Raw genomic sequence first — 17,461 nt, 5'->3', positions numbered from 1 at the left:
TTTAGCACTCCTCACCAGAGAGTGCTAATATTGGGGTATTCTGAAAGGAGTTCTGGTATGAACATTCAAACTGGTTCCCCCGCCACAGCTATCGCGCTGAGCAACCCCTGGGCGGTCGTGCCCTCGCTCGGCCACCTCGACGCCTACATCTCTGCGGTCAACCGCATGCCCATGCTCACCCTTGAGGAAGAGCAAGAGGCCGCCCGCCAACTCAAAGCCAACGACGACCTCGAAGCCGCCCGCAAGCTGGTGCTCTCGCACCTGCGCTTGGTGGTGTCGGTGTCGCGCCAATATTTGGGCTACGGCCTGCCCCACGGCGACCTGATCCAGGAAGGCAATGTGGGCCTGATGAAGGCGGTCAAACGCTTCGACCCCGAGCAAGGCGTGCGCTTGGTCAGCTACGCGCTGCACTGGATCAAGGCCGAAATCCACGAGTACATCCTGAAAAATTGGCGCATGGTCAAGGTGGCCACCACCAAGGCCCAGCGCAAACTTTTTTTCAACCTGCGCTCGATGAAGCAGGGCTACAAAGCCGATGCCGACGAAGGCACGCACCGCGACACCCTGACGCCCGACCAGGTGGACGCGATGGCCAGCAGCCTGAACGTCAAGCGCGAGGAAGTGCGGGAGATGGAAATGCGCATGTCCGGCGGCGATGTGCTGCTCGACCCTGCCCCCTCGGACGACGGTGAGCAGGCCTTTGGCCCCATCGCCTACCTGGCCGATGTGAACCACGAGCCCACCGCCATGATCGAAGCGCACCAGCGCGATGTGATGGCCAGCGATGGTCTCGCGACCGCTTTGAGCGTGCTGGACGACCGCAGCCGCCGCATCGTGGAAGAGCGCTGGCTCAAGGTGAACGACAACGGCTCGGGCGGCATGACGCTGCACGAGCTGGCCGACGAGTACGGCGTGAGCGCCGAGCGCATCCGCCAGATCGAAGTGGCGGCCATGAAAAAGATGAAGAAGGCTTTGGTCGAATTCGCCTGAAGCCCCTGCAGACAACCGCCCTGCGCCTACCCGGTCTTTGACCGGGTATTTTTTTGTTTGCCGTGCGTTAAAGTGAAACTTTTTTTGTCTTGAAAGACCCTGCCATGACCACTCGCCACCCCGCCTGTTTTTCCCGTCGCCACTGGGTCCAAGCCGTGGGTACGGCTTTGGCTTTGAGCCTGGCACCCGCTTGGGCCGCCTCGCCAACAGCGTCCTGGCCCACGCAAACCGTGCGTCTGGTGGTGGGCTTTCCGGCAGGCTCCAGCCCCGACCTGACAGCGCGTGCCTTGGCCGAACCGCTGGCCAAAGCCCTGGGCCAGAACGTGATCGTCGAGAACAAGGTGGGCGCGGGCGGCAACATCGCCGCCGACTTTGTCGCCAAGTCCACCGACGGCCACACCTTGGGTCTGATGATCAACGGCAACATGACGATTGCCCGCATCCTGAACCCCAAGGTGCCTTATGACCCGCTCAAAGACCTGGCGCCCATCAGCCTGATCGGCAAAGCGCCACTGGTGCTGGCAGTACCGGCCAACGCACCGGGCCCAACCGCTGCCGAATGGCTGAGCCAGGCCCAAAAAGCGGGTGACCAACTCAGTTATGCCTCGCCTGGCGTAGGCACGGTGGCGCACCTGGGCATGGAACTGCTCAAGACCAAAGCTGGCATTGCGCCCGTGCATGTGCCCTACCCCGGCAATCCGCAAATCATCACCGCCATGATCGGTGGCCAGGTGCAACTGGCCTTGCTGCCGCCCGCCATGGCCGCCGCCCAAGTGCGTGGCGGGAAATTGCGGGCCATCGGAACATCCAGCACCGGGCGCAGCCCCTTGGCCGCCGATGTGCCCAGTCTGAGCGAGATCGGCGTGAAGGATTACCAGCTGGAGATCTGGAACGCGGTGGCCGCTCCGGCCTCAATGCCCGCGGCTGTGGCCAGCAAGCTGTCGGCCGTGGTCAGCGAGATCGTGCGTGCGCCCGAGATGCGTGCGCGGCTGTTCCAGCAGGGCTGGCAGGTGGTGGGTTCGTCGCCCGAAGGTTTGCGCAACCGCATTCAGTCCGACACGAAAGCCCTGGGCGACATCATCCGCAGCCAGAAAATCGAGTTGAACTGAAGGACCTGAAGCGGGACACCTGAAGCTGTGTGTTCAGCCCCGGGCCCATCAGCCCGGACTCATTTGCCGCTGAGCAAGATCTTCACATCGGCGGCCAGCGCTTCGGCGCCGCTGGCATGGCGGTTGTACAGGCGAATCCGCCCTTGCGGGTCAAAGGTGAAGCTGCCCGCCGAGTGGTCCATGGTGTAGCTGGTGGGGGTTTTGCCTTCGACCTTTTTGTAATAGATCTTGAAGTCCTTGGTCACCTGGGGCAGCTGCTCCAGCGTGGGGCGCAAGGCCACAAAATCCGGACCGAAATTGGCCATGTAGGCCTTGAGCAACTCCGGTGTGTCGCGCTCAGGGTCCACCGTGATGAAGATGCCCTGCAGCCTGGCCCCATCGGCCCCCAGCAATTGTTTGGCCTGCGCCATTTCCTGCAAGGCGGTGGGGCAGACGTCGGGGCATTGGGTGAAACCAAAAAACACCACCACGGCTTTGCCCGCAAAGTCCTTGAGGGTGCGCACCTGACCGTCCTGGTCGCTCAGCTCCCAGCCTTGGGCATAGTCAGCGCCTGTGATGTCCACCGCGCGGAACGCCGGTTTGTCCTGACCGCAACCCATCAGGCCACCGACCACGGCAGCCAGGCCCAAAGCCAAAGCGGCGCGTGAAAAAACTCTGCGTTGCAACATGCTGGGGTCTCAAAAAATGTAGTGGTCGATCAACAAAGCGGCAAACAAGGCGCTCAGGTGGATCAGCGAAAAACGGAAAGTCTTGCGAGCCAGCTCGTCCGAATATTCGCGATACAAAGCCACCGCATAGCCGATGAAGCCGATGCTCAGCACCACCGCCGCGGCCAGGTACAGCCAGGAGCTCATGCCGTACACAAAGGGCATCAGGCAGGACGCCATCAGCACGATGGTGTACAGCAGGATTTGCAGACGGGTGAATTCGTTGCCGTGCGTCACCGGCAGCATGGGCAGGCCCGACTTGCGGTAGTCCTCTACCCGGTACAGCGCCAGCGCCCAAAAGTGCGGGGGTGTCCACAGGAAGATGATGAGGAACAGGATCAGCGCCTCGGGCCCGACCTGGCCCGTCATGGCCGCCCAGCCCAGCACGGGCGGCATGGCCCCGCTGGCCCCGCCGATCACGATGTTTTGCGGCGTGAGCGGTTTCAGGATCACCGTGTAAATGATGGCGTAGCCCACAAAGGTGGCAAAGGTGAGCCACATGGTCAGCGGGTTGACCAGCACGTACAGCACGGCCGAGCCCACCGCGCAGAGCACGGCCGAGAACAGCAAGGCCTGTCGGTCACTCAATTCGCCCTTGGCAGTTGGTCGCCAGGCGGTGCGCTTCATTTTGGCGTCGATGGTTTTTTCGACCAGGCAGTTGAAGGCCGCTGCGGCACCCGCCACCAGCCAGATGCCGATGCAGGCCCACAGGCCGAGCTTCAATTCAGCGAAACTGGGCAGGCCGGGCACAGCCAGCACCATGCCGATCAAGGCACAAAAGACGATCAGCTGAACCACGCGGGGCTTGGTCAGCGCGTAATACTGTTGCCAGGCGGACAGGGGCAAACGGGCAGTGGCGGCGGTCATTCGGCAGGCCTTGATGGATTGGAAAAACGCAAGGCATTATCGGCCCGACTGATGGAGAGCACCCAAGTCAGCGTGACGACCATCGCCGCAGCGCCCCCGGTGTGCAGCACAGCGGCCAGCAGGGGCCAGTCAAACACCACATTGCTCAAACCTGTGAAGAACTGCAGGGCCGACAGGCCGAGCAAGAGTCGGCCCGCCGTGTGCAGTTTTGCTTGCTGACGCAAGCGCCAGCCACACCACAGCAACACCCCCAACACCAGCCAGGCCGCCGAGCGGTGCACAAAATGGATGGTTGACAGGGCCACAAAAGGCAGGACCTGACCCTCGGGCGTGAGCCCCAACTCCCGCCAAAGGCTGAAGCCCTGCCAGTTCATGTCAGGCACCCACTGGCCGTTGCAGGTCGGAAAATCAGGACAGGCCAGCACCGCATAGTTGGTGCTGACCCAGCCGCCCAAAGCGATTTGCAGCCACAGCAAGCCAAAACCCCACCACAAACCACTGCGCAAGGCCGACGGGATGGGCCGGGATGCAGCCCCTTCGTAACGCACGGCCTGCGCCATCAGCAAGGCCAGCAAGCCGATGCCGAACATCAGGTGCAAGGTCACGATGGCGGGGAACAGCTTCATGGTCACCGTCAACGCCCCGAATGCCCCTTGCAAGCACACCCAGACCAGTGTGAAAGTGGGCCACCAGGGGCTGAGCACGCGGCTGTGACGACGCTGCCACCAGGTCATGGCCGCCAGGCTCATGATCAACACCCCCACGCCTGTGGCGAGGTAGCGGTGCACCATCTCGATCCAGGCCTTGCCGTGCGTCACGGGCCCGGTGGGCATGGCGGTCTGCGCGGCCGTGATTTCGGTTTTCGCCCCGAGGGGTGTGGCACTGCCGTAGCAGCCCGGCCAATCGGGGCATCCCAGGCCGGAATCGGTCAAGCGCGTGAAAGCGCCAAACAGCACCAAATCGAAGGTCAGGAACAAGGTGATCAGGGTCAAGGCCTTCAAACGGCTGGCGGGCGTGGCACTGCGCTGCCGCCAGAACCACCAGGCCAGGGGCAAGGCGGCCACGGCCAGGCCCACGGCCATCAACTGGAAAACAGGTGCCAGGTTGTACAGGTCCACTTCGGTCATGTGTCAGCGCCCCGCTTGGTCCCAGGACGCTGAGGCCTTGAGCAGCCGCTCCAGATCGCGTTTGGCTTTGGACGCACTGGGCACATCCATGTTGGCGGGGAAACGCATCATGAAGTTGCCCATCGGGTCAACCACGTACAAATGGTCTTGCAGTTGCTGACCTGGGGCCGGGCTGATCCAGCTTTGCACCGTGGCGGCATCCAGGCGCAGCACATGCGCCATGTTCAGGGCCGGCAGCAAGGTCTCGGCCACCGGGGCATCGTCGGTGATCAGCCAGACGCGATCGAGACGGTCCTTGTCACGGCCCAAAATTTCGCGCAGCTGGCGCTGGAAGTACAGGTTTTGCTGGCAACGCTCAGCGCACGCACCCGAGCCCACATTCACCAGCAGCCACTGGCCTTTCAGGCTGGCCAGGGGCACCGCCGCGCCCTGCAGATTTTGGGCCGAAGCCTTGGGCATGTCTTTTTGGGGCTGGATCAGTTCGCCATAGTTGCGGCGTCCTTCCGGGCGCACCACGTAGTAGGTGAAGTACGAAGCGATGACCGGCGAAGCGCAGATCAGCAGCATGGCGATCATCTTCCAGCGGCCCATGCGCGTGCGCTGTGCATCGGCCTGCACGACATCGCCCGGTCGGGGCATCTCGTGCACGGTCATGGCCAGGGGGCTGTCAGGCAGGTCGTTTTTGGCGGCGGGGTTGGACAATTTGGAACCAGACATAAAGTAGAGCGATCAGGCCACTCAGGCCAAACCATTGAAAAGCGTATCCGTGGTGCTTTTCAACACCACTGGCGACCACAGGCCACTCGCGCAGCAAGCCTTCAGACGCTGCACCTGATTGCAGCAAGGTGACTTCGAGCAAAGGCAGCGCTGTCTCACGCCGAAATGCTTGCAGGTCGAGATTTTGCCGTATCGGGCCTTGCTCGGCCCCGCCAAAGTCATAGAGCCTTGATGGCCATGGGGCCAAATGCCCTGGCACTTCGACTTGCCCGGCCGGGGTCTCGATGGGGGGCAATGCGGTGCGGTCGGTGAAGGCGCGCTGCGCCCAGCCGCGCTGCACCAGCATCACCGCGCCCGTGCCCTCGATTTGCAGCGGGGTCAGCACAAAGAAGCCGGGCTTGCCGTTCATTTGCCGATTCTCCAGGTACACCGTGTGTTGGGGCAGCCAACGCCCTGTCAGCACCATGCGCCTGTGGATCAGCGCGGCACGCGAGGCTGCGTCGCCCGGTGCCGAGCCCAGGCTGCGGCCGTCCAGCGCGGCCATGGCCGATTGCTGCGTTCTGGCGTCTTGCAGCGCAGTTTTCTCGGCCGCTCGACCGAGCTGCCACAGACCGAGAGAGAAAGTCACAGCCACACCCAGCAGCGCCATGCCAAGCACCAGCCATCTTTGCCAGCCCGGGGTTTTCTCAGTCATTGGATAATGTGTCCATGAAAATTCTGGTTGCCATCGCCTTCGTTGCCATTTTGTTGAGTCTGGGTGCGGCCCTGATGTACATGATGCGAGGCAGCGCGCCCCCTGCCGAAGGCCAGGCACCCAAAAAAGGCAACATGGCCACCGCTTTGGCTTTCCGGGTGGGCTTTTCGATTGTCCTCTTCATTTGCGTGCTGGTGTCCTGGAAGATGGGTTGGATCCAACCCACGGGCATTCCACCGGGAACCTGAACGCATCCCGCTGGCTTGACCGCTGCCACTTCGATCTGGCACTGCACACCACTCCAACGAGGCCAACCCGCAACAAAAAAGCGCCCTTGGGCGCTTTTTTGTTGTGCCATCGGCTCTATCACATCCAGTACACCAGGATGTACAAGCCCAGCCAGACCACGTCCACAAAGTGCCAGTACCAAGCCGCACCCTCGAAGCCGAAGTGGCGGTCTTTGGTGAAGTGGCCTTTTTGCAGACGCAAGGTGATGAACAAGAGCATCAACATGCCCACGAACACGTGGAAACCGTGGAAGCCGGTCAACATGTAGAAAGTGGAGCCGTAGATGCCGGACGACAGCTTGAGGTTCAGGTCACCCCAGGCGTGCGCATATTCGTAGCCCTGAACGAACAGGAAGGTCACACCCAGCAAGACGGTCAACCACATGTACTTGATGGTCTTGCTGCGGTCACCCACTTGCAAGGCATGGTGTGCAATGGTCAAAGTCACGCCCGATGTCAGCAACAAAGCCGTGTTGATCGTGGGCAACCAGAAAGGGCCCATGGTCTGGAAAGGCTCAACGATGCCCGCTGGCGACGAGGTGGCACCGGCTACCACACTGGGCCAGGCCGCTTTGAAGTCAGGCCACAGCAATGCGTTTTCAAGGCTGCCCAAGGATGGCACCGAATGCGAACGCGCCCACCACAAGGCCGTGAAGAACGCACCGAAGAACATGACTTCCGAGAAGATGAACCAGGTCATGCTCCAACGGTAGGACAGGTCGATCTTGTGACCGTACATGCCGCCTTCGCTTTCACGAACGGCTTCCGAGAACCACTGGTACAAAACGATGAGCCACCAGGCCAAGCCAAAAAACAGGCAATACATGCCCCACTCGGAGCCATTGATCCACTGGCCTGCGCCCAGGATCACGAAAAACAAGCCAATGGCCGACATGACCGGATGACGTGATTCGTGCGGTACGAAGTAATAAGGCGTGCTGCCGTGTGCTGCTGAACTCATGGGGACTCCTGCTCTCTCTTCTTTCGAAATCTAATTTGGATGGATCAAAGGCCCGTTGGCTGGACCACAACCCAATTGACCAGGGCGATCAGCCCCAGGACAAACAACAATGCTGCGCCGATGGCCACACCGATGATGTGGAACGGATTGAGCTTCTCAATGTCTTGCTGGTATTCGGCATTCTTGCGAAGACCGACAAAGGACCAAAGAACGGCCTGAATGGTACGCAACCAGGACGTTTTGGACACAGGAAGCTTTGGCCCGTTCATGAACCCAGACCTGTTTTGACCGGCAAGGGTTGTACGGCAGCCGCCAAGGGTGCTGTCGGCGCAGCCGGTGTCTTGCCACCCACTTCAAAGAAGGTGTAGGACAGCGTGATGGTGGTCACGTCTTTGGACAACTTCGGGTCAATCACAAAAGCAACAGGCCAGGACTTCTTTTCGCCAGGCTCCAGGGTGTACTGGTTGAAACAGAAACACTCGAGCTTGTTGAAATGGTTGGCCGCCTGCCGTGGTGCATAGCTGGGAATGGCTTGCGCTGCCATGCGGCGGTTTTGCACATTCTGGAACTCGTACATCACCGTGCTCAATTCACCGGGGTGAACCTGCATGGATCGCTTTTCAGGCTTGAACTGCCAGGGACCGCGCACGTTGGCATCGAATTCGACGGTGATGGTGCGCGTGGTGTCCACTTGGCTGTTGCGCAAGACCTCGGCCGCTTTACCCGCCTTGGCATTGCCAGGGATCTGGGTTTCGGAAATCGACAGGATGTTGATGCCTGTGATTTCGCAAATGGCCTTGTAAATGGGCACCAGCGCGTAACCGAAGCAGAACATGCCCGCGGTCACCACCGCCAGCTTGCCCACCATCTTCAGGTTTTCACCACGCAGGTTCATTGGAGGTCTTTCAAGGGTTCAACAAAAGCAACTTGGCCACAAAACCCAGCAGCACCGCCAGTGCGACCGAAGCCAGGATCAGGCCCAGGCGCACATTGCTTTTTCTTTGCTCAGGTGTCATGGCCATGTCGATCAACCGATCACGCGGGTCGCGGTGGCGTCCAGCTTGGGTGGGTTTTCAAAGGTGTGGAAGGGCGCTGGCGAGGGCACTTCCCACTCCAGACCTTCGGCAGCTTCCCATGGCTTCTGAGCGGCTTTCTCGCCCTTGCCCATCATGGTCGGCAAGACCACGAACAGGAAGAAGTACACCTGGGCAAAACCGAAGAAGAATGCACCCACCGAAGCGATCATGTTGAAGTCGGTGAACTGCATGGGGTAGTCGGCATAACGACGTGGCATGCCGGCCAGACCCAGGAAGTGCATGGGGAAGAACGTGATGTTGAAGGAGATCAGCGACCACCAGAAGTGGATTTTGCCGCGTGTTTCGTTGTACATCACACCGGTCCACTTGGGCACCCAGTAGTAGAAACCGGCAAATAAAGCGAACAAGGAACCAGCCACCAGCACATAGTGGAAGTGGGCCACCACGTAGTAAGTGTCCTGCAACTGGATGTCGATGGGGGCCATGGCCAAAATCAAGCCGGTGAAACCACCCATGGTGAACACGAAGATGAAGCCCACTGCGAACAGCATGGGGGTTTCAAACGTCATGGAACCGCGCCACATGGTGGCGATCCAGTTGAAGATCTTCACAGCGGTCGGCACGGCAATCAACATCGTGGCGTACATGAAGAACAGCTGGCCGGTCACAGGCATGCCGGTCGTGAACATGTGGTGGGCCCACACAATGAACGACAGGATGGCGATCGACGATGTTGCGTACACCATGGAGGCGTAGCCGAAAAGTTTCTTGCGCGAGAACGCGGGCACGATCTGGCTGATGATGCCGAAGGCCGGCAAGATCATGATGTACACCTCGGGGTGACCGAAGAACCAGAAGATGTGCTGGTACATGACCGGGTCACCACCACCAGCGGGGTTGAAGAAGCTGGTGCCGAAATGACGGTCGGTCAAGGTCATGGTGATCGCGCCAGCCAACACAGGCATCACGGCGATCAGCAAGTAAGCGGTGATGAGCCAGGTCCATGCAAACATGGGCATCTTCATCAAGGTCATGCCGGGGGCGCGCATGTTCAGGATGGTCACGATGATGTTGATCGAGCCCATGATGGACGAAGCACCCAGGATGTGCATGGCAAAAATACCCGCATCCATGGAGGGACCCATTTGCAGAGTCAAAGGTGCGTAAAGCGTCCAGCCCGCAGCAGGTGCGCCGCCAGGCATGAAGAACGAGCCGACCAGCATCAGGCCAGCAGGAATCATCAACCAGAAGCTGAAGTTGTTCATGCGGGCAAAGGCCATATCGGAAGCGCCAATTTGCAAAGGCAGCATCCAGTTCGCAAAGCCCACGAAGGCGGGCATGATCGCGCCGAACACCATGATGATGCCGTGCATGGTGGTGAACTGGTTGAACAACTCGGGGTTGACCACTTGCAGACCGGGCTGGAACAGCTCGGCGCGGATGCCCAGCGCCAACACGCCACCGATCATGAGCATGGCAAAGCTGAACAACAGGTACAAAGTACCGATGTCTTTGTGGTTGGTGGCATACACCCAGCGACGCCAGCCCGCAGGCGCGTGACCGTGATCGTCATGGGCGTGATCGTGATGGTCTAGAACGGCACTCATCTTGATTTCCTTTGATTTGAATACGGTACGGCTTATTTGCGAGCAGCCAGAACTTCAGCCGGTTGCACGATTTGACCGGTCTTGTTGGACCAGTTGTTCTTGGTGTACGTGATCACAGCGGCAATCTCGGTGTCCGACAACTGCTTCCAGGCAGGCATGGCACCGTTGCCAGCACCGTTGAGCAAAATCGCAATTTGCTTGGATTTGTCAGCGTCCAGCACCACGGCAGAACCGTCGATGGCCTTGATGGCACCCGCACCTTTGCCGTTGGCTTGGTGGCAAGCAGCGCAATTGGCGGCATACACTTTTTCACCACGCTTGGACAAGTCGTCCAGTGCCCACACTTTGGCTGGATCGTCAGCTTTGGCCGCTTGCTTTTTCTTCTCGGTATCAACCCAGGCCGCGTAATCGGCAGCAGACAATACTTTCACATGGATGGGCATGTAAGCGTGTTCCTTGCCGCACAGTTCCTGGCACTGGCCGTAGAAATCACCGGTCTTCTCGGCACGGAACCAGGTGTCGCGCACGAAACCGGGAATCGCGTCTTGCTTGATGCCGAAAGCAGGCACGGCAAAAGCATGGATCACGTCGTTGGCAGTGGTGATCACGCGCACTTTCTGGCCCACAGGGACCACCAGGGGGTTGTCCACTTTCAGCAGGTAGTTGTCGCCTTCTGGCTTGCCCGCGTCAGACATGGCACGCTGGGTGGAGTCCAGGGTGGAGATGTAGCTCAGGCCTTCGCCCTGGCCCTTGATGTAGTCATAGCCCCATTTCCACTGGTAGCCCGTGACCTTCACGGTCAGATCGGCGTTGGTGGTGTCTTTCTGGGCCACCAGCACCTTGGTGGCGGGCAAGGCCATCAGGATCACGATCAGGAAAGGCACAGCCGTCCAGACGACCTCCACGGTGATGGACTCGGTGAAGGTCGCAGGTTTGTGACCCACCGACTTGCGGTGCTTCCAGATGGAATAGAACATGACCGCAAACACGGCAATGAAGATCACCGTGCAGATGATCAACATCATCCAGTGCAGCCAGTGCTGCTCTTCCGCGATTTTGGTCGCTGCAGGTGCGAAGTTGAGCTGGTTGACCGCAGGGCCGCCCGGCAAATCATTGACGGCATGGGCTGCCGTAGCCACCCAAGCGCCTGCAAAAATGCCCGCGCGGGATAGCAGCGAAGCCAATTGGTTGGAAATATTCTTCATGGTTCTCACTAACTTCCAAGACTCTGTTGAACTCACACCTTTGGCAAACCAGGCCCAGCCCTGTCTACCGCCAGGCATCACGCGGAACGCAATGCCCTTCTGATTTCTCGCGCCAAAACCTGACGCAGCTCGGGGCGCACAAAGCGCCCCACCTCGATCGAGCGACCCTGGCCTGACAACTCGATCAGGCTGTGGTCACCGGATTTGGGCTCAACCCTCACCCACTGACGCGCAAACTCAGCACGCTCACGGCGTCCGGCAGACTCTTTCTCCACCACCAGGCTGGTGCCCTGCAATGAAATCCATTCGCCATCGGTCGCATGTCGGGCGTAGGCCAAAAAAGCCAAGCCCACCAGCGCGATTTCAAGCCCAGCGAAAGCCAGAACCAAAGTGGCCCCCTGCATCCAGAAGAACACCCCAATGCCCAGCGACAAGACACACAAGGACAGGTAAAGCCAACCCAGCTGGGCGGGCGTCACCGAGCAATTGCGCCGAAGCTGCCATTGAATGGCCGGTCCGGACTCTTGTGCAAACTGGTAAGTTGGATTTGACACGTGTCAACTTTCAATAACCTAACATGCTGGCGGCACGCAATCTGGCCAAAACCGGGCGGATTTTACCCGAGTTAACTCGGGGTTTTGATTCAACTCAAACTTTGTCGGATATCCGGCTGCCACTGCGCAGCATTTGAAGCATCTGATCCAAGCCGATTTCGGTTTGGGCACTCACAGCGGCTCGTGGCTGGGGTTTCAGCGCATGGCCATACACGATCTCGAAACTGAGCGACAAACGCCCGCCCTCTTCAGGTCTGGCCAGTGCCATCAGCACCTGATCCAGCTGCGCTCGCCAGCGACGCCCTCGCAGACCTGCAAAACGCTGGACGTGCAAATTTCGGCCCCAGGCACGCAAATCGGCCAGCAGGCGCTCAGGCGTTTCATAAGTCAGGGTGATGCACTCCATGTCCATGACCGGTTCGGCAAAACCAGCCTCCACCAGCATGTCACCCCAGTCGTGCATGTCGGTGAATTCATGGGCAGGTGCGGGCCAGCCCTGACGGGCATAGGCCTCGCGCAATTCCCGCAAGCTGTCGGGCCCCAAACACGAAAACATCAAAAAGCCATCCACAGCCAGGGTGTTGTGCCAGATTTTCAGAATTTGTTGAGGTTGGGCACAGGTGTGCAGCAGCATGTTGGCCCACAGCATCTGGGCCTGGCCTGCTGGCGGCAAGCCCAGCGCGATGCGGGGCCCAAACCAACGCTCGGCCTGCCACCAACGGGCCTGCGCCACCTCTCGCGCGGCCATGGCCTCAGCCGGCTGTTCGCTGGTCAACCAGACTTCGGCTTTCGGGTAACGCTTTTGCAAAGCCCGCTGCGCCTGCAGCCCACCGCGCCAAGGCTCCCAATGGACCCAGCGCTCGGGCTGCAACTTGATGAAATCCAGCCGCTCCTGCATGCGAGAAGCCACTTCTTCGTGCAGCCAAGGCGAAGCCTCGCCCACCGGATGCGCCGACCAGCGGGCAGCGGCAACAGGGTCCAGCGAGGGGGGGCGTTCAGGTGCAGACATGGCCAAGGCTCAAAAGAGGAGGTCCTGCTTCAGGCCAACGACAGGTTCGCCTTGTGGTCAGGGGGTGGCGGCAGTATATTGATTTCATGTGGCCCAAATGGTTCCAAGGGATAGGCTCAAGACTCTGGTCGCCGCACCTCGACCCTGTTTGGGGCTGGCTGCCCAGCCGCTGCGCAGTTTGCCAAAGCTGGCCCCAGTCACCGCTGTGCGAAACCTGCATCAGCCGCTTTGCCCAGCCACAACACCGCTGCTCGGGCTGCGCCCTGCCCTTACCCCACCCCAGCGAGCGCTGCGGCGCCTGCATCCAAACCCCGCCGCCACTGGACCGGTGTCTGGCAGCCACCGCCTATGCCTGGCCTTGGGTGGACCTGATCGCCCGCTACAAGTTTCAGCAGCAACCTGGCTGGGCCGGGCCTTTGGCCACCCTGATGCTGAGCAGCCCCTGGGCCGAAGACACACTGGACGCGGCCGACTGGGTGCTGCCGATTCCGCTGTCGGCCCAGCGCCTGGCCGAACGCGGTTACAACCAGTCCTGGCTGCTGGCACGCCAATTGAGCCCGAACAAAGCCGACGCCCAATTGCTGCTGCGCACCCGCGACACGCCTTCGCAGCGCACCATGCCCCGTGCGCAGCGGCTGGCCAATCTGGTGGGCGCTTTCGCGGTAGAGCCCTTGCGGGCCGCACAACTGCGCGGCCAAAAAGTGCTGCTGATTGACGACGTCATGACCAGCGGCGCCTCCCTGCACACCGCAGCCCGGGTGCTGCGCGAAGCCGGGGCTGCGCAGGTCAGCGCCCTGGTGCTGGCACGCACCGAAGCAGGCAGCGACGCCTGAAGGCCAAGGCACAATACCGGCCATGTTCCATATCGTCCTGGTTGAGCCCGAAATCCCGCCGAACACCGGCAACGTCATCCGCCTGGCGGCCAACACCGGCTGCACACTGCACCTGATCGAACCGCTGGGCTTTTCGATGGACGACAAGCACATGCGCCGTGCGGGTCTGGACTACCACGAGTACGCCGACTTGCGCCGCCACGCCGACTGGGCCAGCTTTCTGGCACACGAACAACCCGACCCCGAGCGCATGTTTGCCCTGACCACACGCGGCAGCCGCGCTGCGCATGGTGTGGCTTTTACACCCGGCGACTGGCTGGTGTTTGGCTCGGAAACCCGGGGCTTGTCGCCCGAGTTGCGTGAACAGTTCGCCCCGGCCCAGCGCATCAAACTGCCCATGCGCGAGGGCCAGCGCAGCCTGAACCTGTCGAACGCGGTGGCAGTGACCGTGTTCGAGGCCTGGCGCCAAAACGGCTTTGCCGGGGCCAGCCCGGCACCGGGCCTGCCGACTCAGGCGTAAATGCGCACCAGCGACTCGGCCGCACACACCGGTTTGTCGCTGCCTTCGCGCTCCACCGTCACATTCCACTGCAGCTGCAAGCCGTTGCCTTCAATGGGCGTGGCCGAGTGCAAATGCAGGTGCGCGCGCAAACGGCTGCCCACCGGCACCGGCGCCATGAAACGCACCTTGTTCAGGCCGTAATTCACGCCCATGCGCGCCGATGTGACCACAATGGTTTTGTCAAAGAACTGCGACAACAAGGACAAGGTCAAAAAGCCGTGCGCGATCGGTGCGCCAAAGGGACCCTGCTTGGCTCGCTCCTCGTCGACGTGGATCCACTGGTGATCACCCGTGGCCTCGGCGAACTGGTTGACCTGTTGCTGGGTGATGGTCACCCACTCGGTCGCGGCCACATCATGGCCCACGCAAGCGGCCAGATCGGCCAATGTTTGAAATGTTTTCATTTGGTTACTTTATTCACCTTGCAAAAGCCGGGCTGTCGACGAAGAGACACCACTTTGCGGTATGGTGAAAAACGACAACCACCACCCCTCTACCGCATGCCCTCTCCACCGACCCTGCTGAGCCTGACACAACAACTGATGCAACTGCCCCACCGGGTCGACCGTCACCTGTGGCTCAACGATGTGGTCCAGTGGGTGCGTGGTGACCGGCAATCGCCCGGGGAAGCGGCGGCCCGGCTGGGCCTGCTGGTCGATGCCTTGCTGGCCCGCCCCGACTTGACGGCCGCCTGGCAAAGCTGGTGGCGGGCGTTTCTGGACGACACCGATCCCACGCCTTTGCTGGCCGACTTGGGTTTTGCACCGCGCACGGCGTTCATCAGCGACATGGGCCAGCGCCTGCGCATGAAGCTGTTGCCCGCCACCCCCGATACAGGCGATCTGGGTGCACTGTTCCTGTTTCTGCAGCCAGAACCTTTTGATGTGCAATGGTTGCAAGCTCTGGACGAGCACACGCTGGGCGGTTTGACGCGGCTGATGCTGCCCCAGGCCCCTGCGCAAGCCCCGCCGGCCTTGCAAGAGAATCTGATGGACGCGCTGACCTATTGCGTGGGCCAGATCAATGCCACCGGCCACTCGGCGGAAATCCGCACTCGCATGAGCAGCCGGGACGAAAACACCCGCCCATTTCACGATCTGCCCATGGCGCTGGAGGTGTTTCGCCAGGCCTTGCAGCAACACGGCCCGCACAGTCAAGCCTGCCAAACGGCCGCACAAGCCCTCAAGCTGCAACTGGACCATTGCAGGCATGCGGCCTACACCGTCTATGCCCACCTGCAAGAACACGGCATTTCGGTGGGCATCGTGTTCCGGCTGCGGCAGTTGCGGCATCTGGTGATCCGCTGCAAATACCTGATGGAAGCCTTGCTCACGCACGAACCCATCCCGGCCATGCTGGCTTTGCTGGCGCACCTGGCGCAGGTCTGCCACGACAGCCGCAGCATCCGCAGCCTGTGGGCTGCCAACAGCCACATGCTGGCCGAAAAAGTGGCGCAGCGCAGCGCTGAAAACGGTGAGCACTACATCACCCGCAACGCTGTGGAATACCGGCGCATGCTGGGCAAGGCACTGGGCGGTGGCGCGGTCATCGGCCTGACCACCTGGGCCAAATTCGCGATCGTGGGTCTGGCCCTCTCCCCTTTCTGGGCAGGCCTGGCTGCAGGCACCAACTACGCGATGTCGTTTGTGCTGGTCATGCTGCTGCACTGGACAGTGGCCACCAAACAACCGGCCGTGACAGCGCCCGCCATGGCCGCCAAACTCAAATCCATCGACAACGACGAAGGCGTGCAAGGCTTTGTGGACGAGGTGGCTCACCTGTTCCGGTCCCAGATTGCGGCCATTTTGGGCAACCTGCTGGCTGTGGTGCCGATGGTGTTGCTGATTTGCCTGGCGCTGACCCAACTCGGACTGGCCCCCATGGCCAACGAGGCCGAAGCCCGTTATGTGCTGTCCTCGGTCAGTTTGCTGGGCCCCACGGCCTTGTTCGCCGCCTTCACAGGCGTGCTGCTGTTTGTCTCCAGCATCGTCGCAGGCTGGGTGGAAAACGCTTTTGTGCTGCACCAGCTGGGCTCGGCTTTGCGCTACCACCCCCGCCTGCGCCGCTGGATCGGGGTGCAGCGGGCAGAACGCTTGGGTCTGTATCTGCAAAGCCATGTTTCAGGCCTGGCCGCCAACATCTCGCTGGGCTTGATGCTCGGGCTGGTGCCGGTCATTGCCCAATTTTTTGGACTGGGTCTGGACGTCCGGCACGTGACCCTCTCGGCCGGTCAAATCGCCGCAGCAGCGTTCACGCTGGGCCTGCCCGCACTCGGCACACCGGCCTTCAGCTGGGCCTTGGCGGGCTTGCTCGTGATTGGCCCGCTCAACCTGGGCGTGAGTTTTTACCTGGCCTTCCGCGTGGCCTTGACCTCACAAAGTGTCAGCATGGCCAACCGGGGGCGCATCCGCCAAGCCATTGTGCAGCGCATCCGCACACAACCGATGTCGTTCCTGCGGCCACCCGCACCTGCTGCGGCATCAGAGGTCTGAGTTCGAAGCGTCCGTTCGCATCTGCATCAGTTCGGCCCGCAAACGGGCCAATTCGGCGCGGTAGTTTTCAGCGTCGCCGTAATCGGCAAAGCCGTGGTAGTGCGCATGCGTTTGCATCATGCGACGTGCGTGCTTGATCGGGCACCAGTATTTTTCGGTCAATCCCACCACCTCACGGCCATAGGCCATCAAGCCATTGCCATACGAGCAGTAGGCGCAGTTGATTTTTTCCAGCCAGTTCAAATAGGCCAGGTGCGTGCGGTCGTACACAAAATAGTCCGAGCGCTTGACGCGGGGAATGCCGCACAGGGGAAAGCACACCCATTGGTAGAGCGTGACAAACGCGTCAAGCAGCAGCATGGGCAAGAGCACCGGGTAAATGAAGGGCACACACAACACATGCCGCCACTCGGCCGTGAGCACATAACCGAGCAAGCCCTCCTTGAAGCGCTTTTGCTGCGCCAGCACCTCTTTTTCAAAACGCACCTTGTGTTCTTCAAAATCGGCCTGCCACTGTTGTCGGCGGCTTTTGGCTTCTTGCTCAATGGCCGCTTCCAGCTGCTGAATGCGGTCCAGAAATTCCTGAATTTTGGGGTTCATGGGGCCTCCTAGGGCGAACGCAGATGGACAAAGGGCGAGGCCATCGGCTTCACTTGACTTGCGTCAAAACGCGCCCGCATGAGCACCCGCAAACTGAGCGATG

General features: G+C 60.8%; 21 protein-coding genes. 6 read left to right on the top strand and 15 right to left on the bottom strand.

The window, feature by feature from the left end:
- Window positions 1-57 precede the first annotated feature (57 nt).
- Window positions 58-990: an RNA polymerase sigma factor RpoH gene (gene rpoH, locus ACZ5RT_RS02445; RefSeq protein WP_464453395.1), complete on the top strand. Its 933-nt coding sequence runs from the start codon at window positions 58-60 to the stop codon at window positions 988-990.
- A gap of 104 nt (window positions 991-1,094) precedes the next feature.
- Entirely contained in the window at window positions 1,095-2,099 is a 1,005-nt protein-coding gene (locus tag ACZ5RT_RS02440) for a Bug family tripartite tricarboxylate transporter substrate binding protein (RefSeq protein ID WP_464453394.1), read from the top strand.
- A gap of 59 nt (window positions 2,100-2,158) precedes the next feature.
- Here ACZ5RT_RS02440 and ACZ5RT_RS02435 read toward each other — a convergent pair whose 3' ends face one another.
- Genes ACZ5RT_RS02435 through ACZ5RT_RS02415 form a run of 5 tightly spaced genes read right to left on the bottom strand, consistent with a single transcriptional unit; the run spans window position 2,159 to window position 6,211 of the window.
- Window positions 2,159-2,767, bottom strand: coding sequence for an SCO family protein (locus ACZ5RT_RS02435; protein WP_422172457.1), 609 nt, complete (start codon window positions 2,765-2,767; stop codon window positions 2,159-2,161).
- Between the two features lie 9 nt (window positions 2,768-2,776).
- Window positions 2,777-3,673, bottom strand: coding sequence for a heme o synthase (cyoE, locus tag ACZ5RT_RS02430; protein ID WP_108426972.1), 897 nt, complete (start codon window positions 3,671-3,673; stop codon window positions 2,777-2,779).
- The gene (locus ACZ5RT_RS02425) at window positions 3,670-4,800 is read right to left on the bottom strand and encodes a COX15/CtaA family protein (protein WP_464453393.1); all 1,131 of its coding nucleotides are present in this window, start codon (window positions 4,798-4,800) and stop codon (window positions 3,670-3,672) included. Before ACZ5RT_RS02425 ends, cyoE begins: the two co-directional genes overlap by 4 nt.
- A 3-nt stretch (window positions 4,801-4,803) precedes the next feature.
- Window positions 4,804-5,517 carry an SCO family protein gene (locus ACZ5RT_RS02420; RefSeq protein ID WP_464453392.1) on the bottom strand — a complete coding sequence of 238 codons (714 nt, stop codon included), beginning with the start codon at window positions 5,515-5,517 and terminating at the stop codon, window positions 4,804-4,806.
- On the bottom strand, window positions 5,468-6,211 hold the full coding sequence (locus tag ACZ5RT_RS02415) for an SURF1 family protein (RefSeq protein WP_464453391.1): 744 nt from the start codon (window positions 6,209-6,211) through the stop codon (window positions 5,468-5,470). Before ACZ5RT_RS02415 ends, ACZ5RT_RS02420 begins: the two co-directional genes overlap by 50 nt.
- 14 nt (window positions 6,212-6,225) lie before the next feature.
- Here ACZ5RT_RS02415 and ACZ5RT_RS02410 point away from each other — a divergent pair, with 14 nt between their 5' ends.
- A complete protein-coding gene (locus tag ACZ5RT_RS02410; protein ID WP_199220066.1) occupies window positions 6,226-6,459 on the top strand; it encodes a twin transmembrane helix small protein in 234 nt (77 codons plus the stop codon).
- A gap of 118 nt (window positions 6,460-6,577) precedes the next feature.
- Here the strand turns inward: ACZ5RT_RS02410 and ACZ5RT_RS02405 are convergent, their stop codons facing one another.
- The 8 genes from ACZ5RT_RS02405 to ACZ5RT_RS02370 all read right to left on the bottom strand — a co-directional run bounded on the left by ACZ5RT_RS02405 (window position 6,578) and on the right by ACZ5RT_RS02370 (window position 12,871).
- Window positions 6,578-7,459 carry a cytochrome c oxidase subunit 3 gene (locus ACZ5RT_RS02405; protein WP_422172461.1) on the bottom strand — a complete coding sequence of 294 codons (882 nt, stop codon included), beginning with the start codon at window positions 7,457-7,459 and terminating at the stop codon, window positions 6,578-6,580.
- Between the two features lie 44 nt (window positions 7,460-7,503).
- On the bottom strand, window positions 7,504-7,728 hold the full coding sequence (locus ACZ5RT_RS02400; RefSeq protein WP_291924531.1) for a DUF2970 domain-containing protein: 225 nt from the start codon (window positions 7,726-7,728) through the stop codon (window positions 7,504-7,506).
- Window positions 7,725-8,354: a cytochrome c oxidase assembly protein gene (locus ACZ5RT_RS02395; RefSeq protein ID WP_422172462.1), complete on the bottom strand. Its 630-nt coding sequence runs from the start codon at window positions 8,352-8,354 to the stop codon at window positions 7,725-7,727. The genes ACZ5RT_RS02400 and ACZ5RT_RS02395 overlap by 4 nt, the downstream gene beginning before the upstream one ends.
- Window positions 8,355-8,364: 10 nt before the next feature.
- Window positions 8,365-8,481, bottom strand: a complete 117-nt coding sequence (locus tag ACZ5RT_RS02390; RefSeq protein WP_369907575.1) for a cytochrome oxidase small assembly protein — start codon at window positions 8,479-8,481, stop codon at window positions 8,365-8,367.
- Window positions 8,482-8,486: 5 nt separating this feature from the next.
- Window positions 8,487-10,103, bottom strand: coding sequence for a cytochrome c oxidase subunit I (gene ctaD / locus ACZ5RT_RS02385; protein ID WP_108426980.1), 1,617 nt, complete (start codon window positions 10,101-10,103; stop codon window positions 8,487-8,489).
- Window positions 10,104-10,135: 32 nt separating this feature from the next.
- Window positions 10,136-11,308 (bottom strand): cytochrome c oxidase subunit II, encoded by a 1,173-nt coding sequence (gene coxB / locus ACZ5RT_RS02380; RefSeq protein WP_291926427.1) that lies wholly within the window; start codon window positions 11,306-11,308, stop codon window positions 10,136-10,138.
- Window positions 11,309-11,385: 77 nt separating this feature from the next.
- On the bottom strand, window positions 11,386-11,862 hold the full coding sequence (locus ACZ5RT_RS02375) for a DUF2244 domain-containing protein (protein WP_291926424.1): 477 nt from the start codon (window positions 11,860-11,862) through the stop codon (window positions 11,386-11,388).
- 94 nt (window positions 11,863-11,956) lie between these two features.
- Complete coding sequence (locus ACZ5RT_RS02370; RefSeq protein WP_464453390.1) at window positions 11,957-12,871, bottom strand: biotin synthase; 915 nt, start codon at window positions 12,869-12,871, stop codon at window positions 11,957-11,959.
- Window positions 12,872-12,957: 86 nt separating this feature from the next.
- On the opposite strand from ACZ5RT_RS02370, the gene ACZ5RT_RS02365 reads away from it, so the two are divergent.
- Both ACZ5RT_RS02365 and trmL read left to right on the top strand, forming a co-directional pair.
- Complete coding sequence (locus tag ACZ5RT_RS02365) at window positions 12,958-13,704, top strand: phosphoribosyltransferase family protein (RefSeq protein WP_464453389.1); 747 nt, start codon at window positions 12,958-12,960, stop codon at window positions 13,702-13,704.
- 22 nt (window positions 13,705-13,726) lie between these two features.
- Window positions 13,727-14,224 carry a tRNA (uridine(34)/cytosine(34)/5-carboxymethylaminomethyluridine(34)-2'-O)-methyltransferase TrmL gene (trmL, locus tag ACZ5RT_RS02360; protein WP_464453388.1) on the top strand — a complete coding sequence of 166 codons (498 nt, stop codon included), beginning with the start codon at window positions 13,727-13,729 and terminating at the stop codon, window positions 14,222-14,224.
- Here the strand turns inward: trmL and ACZ5RT_RS02355 are convergent.
- Window positions 14,215-14,670 (bottom strand): MaoC family dehydratase, encoded by a 456-nt coding sequence (locus tag ACZ5RT_RS02355; protein WP_464453387.1) that lies wholly within the window; start codon window positions 14,668-14,670, stop codon window positions 14,215-14,217. The genes trmL and ACZ5RT_RS02355 overlap by 10 nt on opposite strands.
- A 96-nt stretch (window positions 14,671-14,766) precedes the next feature.
- Between ACZ5RT_RS02355 and ACZ5RT_RS02350 the strand changes: the two genes are divergently transcribed.
- A complete protein-coding gene (locus ACZ5RT_RS02350) occupies window positions 14,767-16,758 on the top strand; it encodes a site-specific recombinase (protein WP_422172469.1) in 1,992 nt (663 codons plus the stop codon).
- Here ACZ5RT_RS02350 and ACZ5RT_RS02345 read toward each other — a convergent pair.
- Window positions 16,747-17,358 (bottom strand): hypothetical protein, encoded by a 612-nt coding sequence (locus tag ACZ5RT_RS02345; protein WP_416559349.1) that lies wholly within the window; start codon window positions 17,356-17,358, stop codon window positions 16,747-16,749. The genes ACZ5RT_RS02350 and ACZ5RT_RS02345 overlap by 12 nt on opposite strands.
- Window positions 17,359-17,461 lie beyond the last annotated feature (103 nt).

The organism is Limnohabitans sp. TEGF003, from assembly GCF_055395455.1.
Note: the sequence above shows the minus strand (reverse complement) of the source record. Positions and strands in the feature narration are given on the sequence as shown.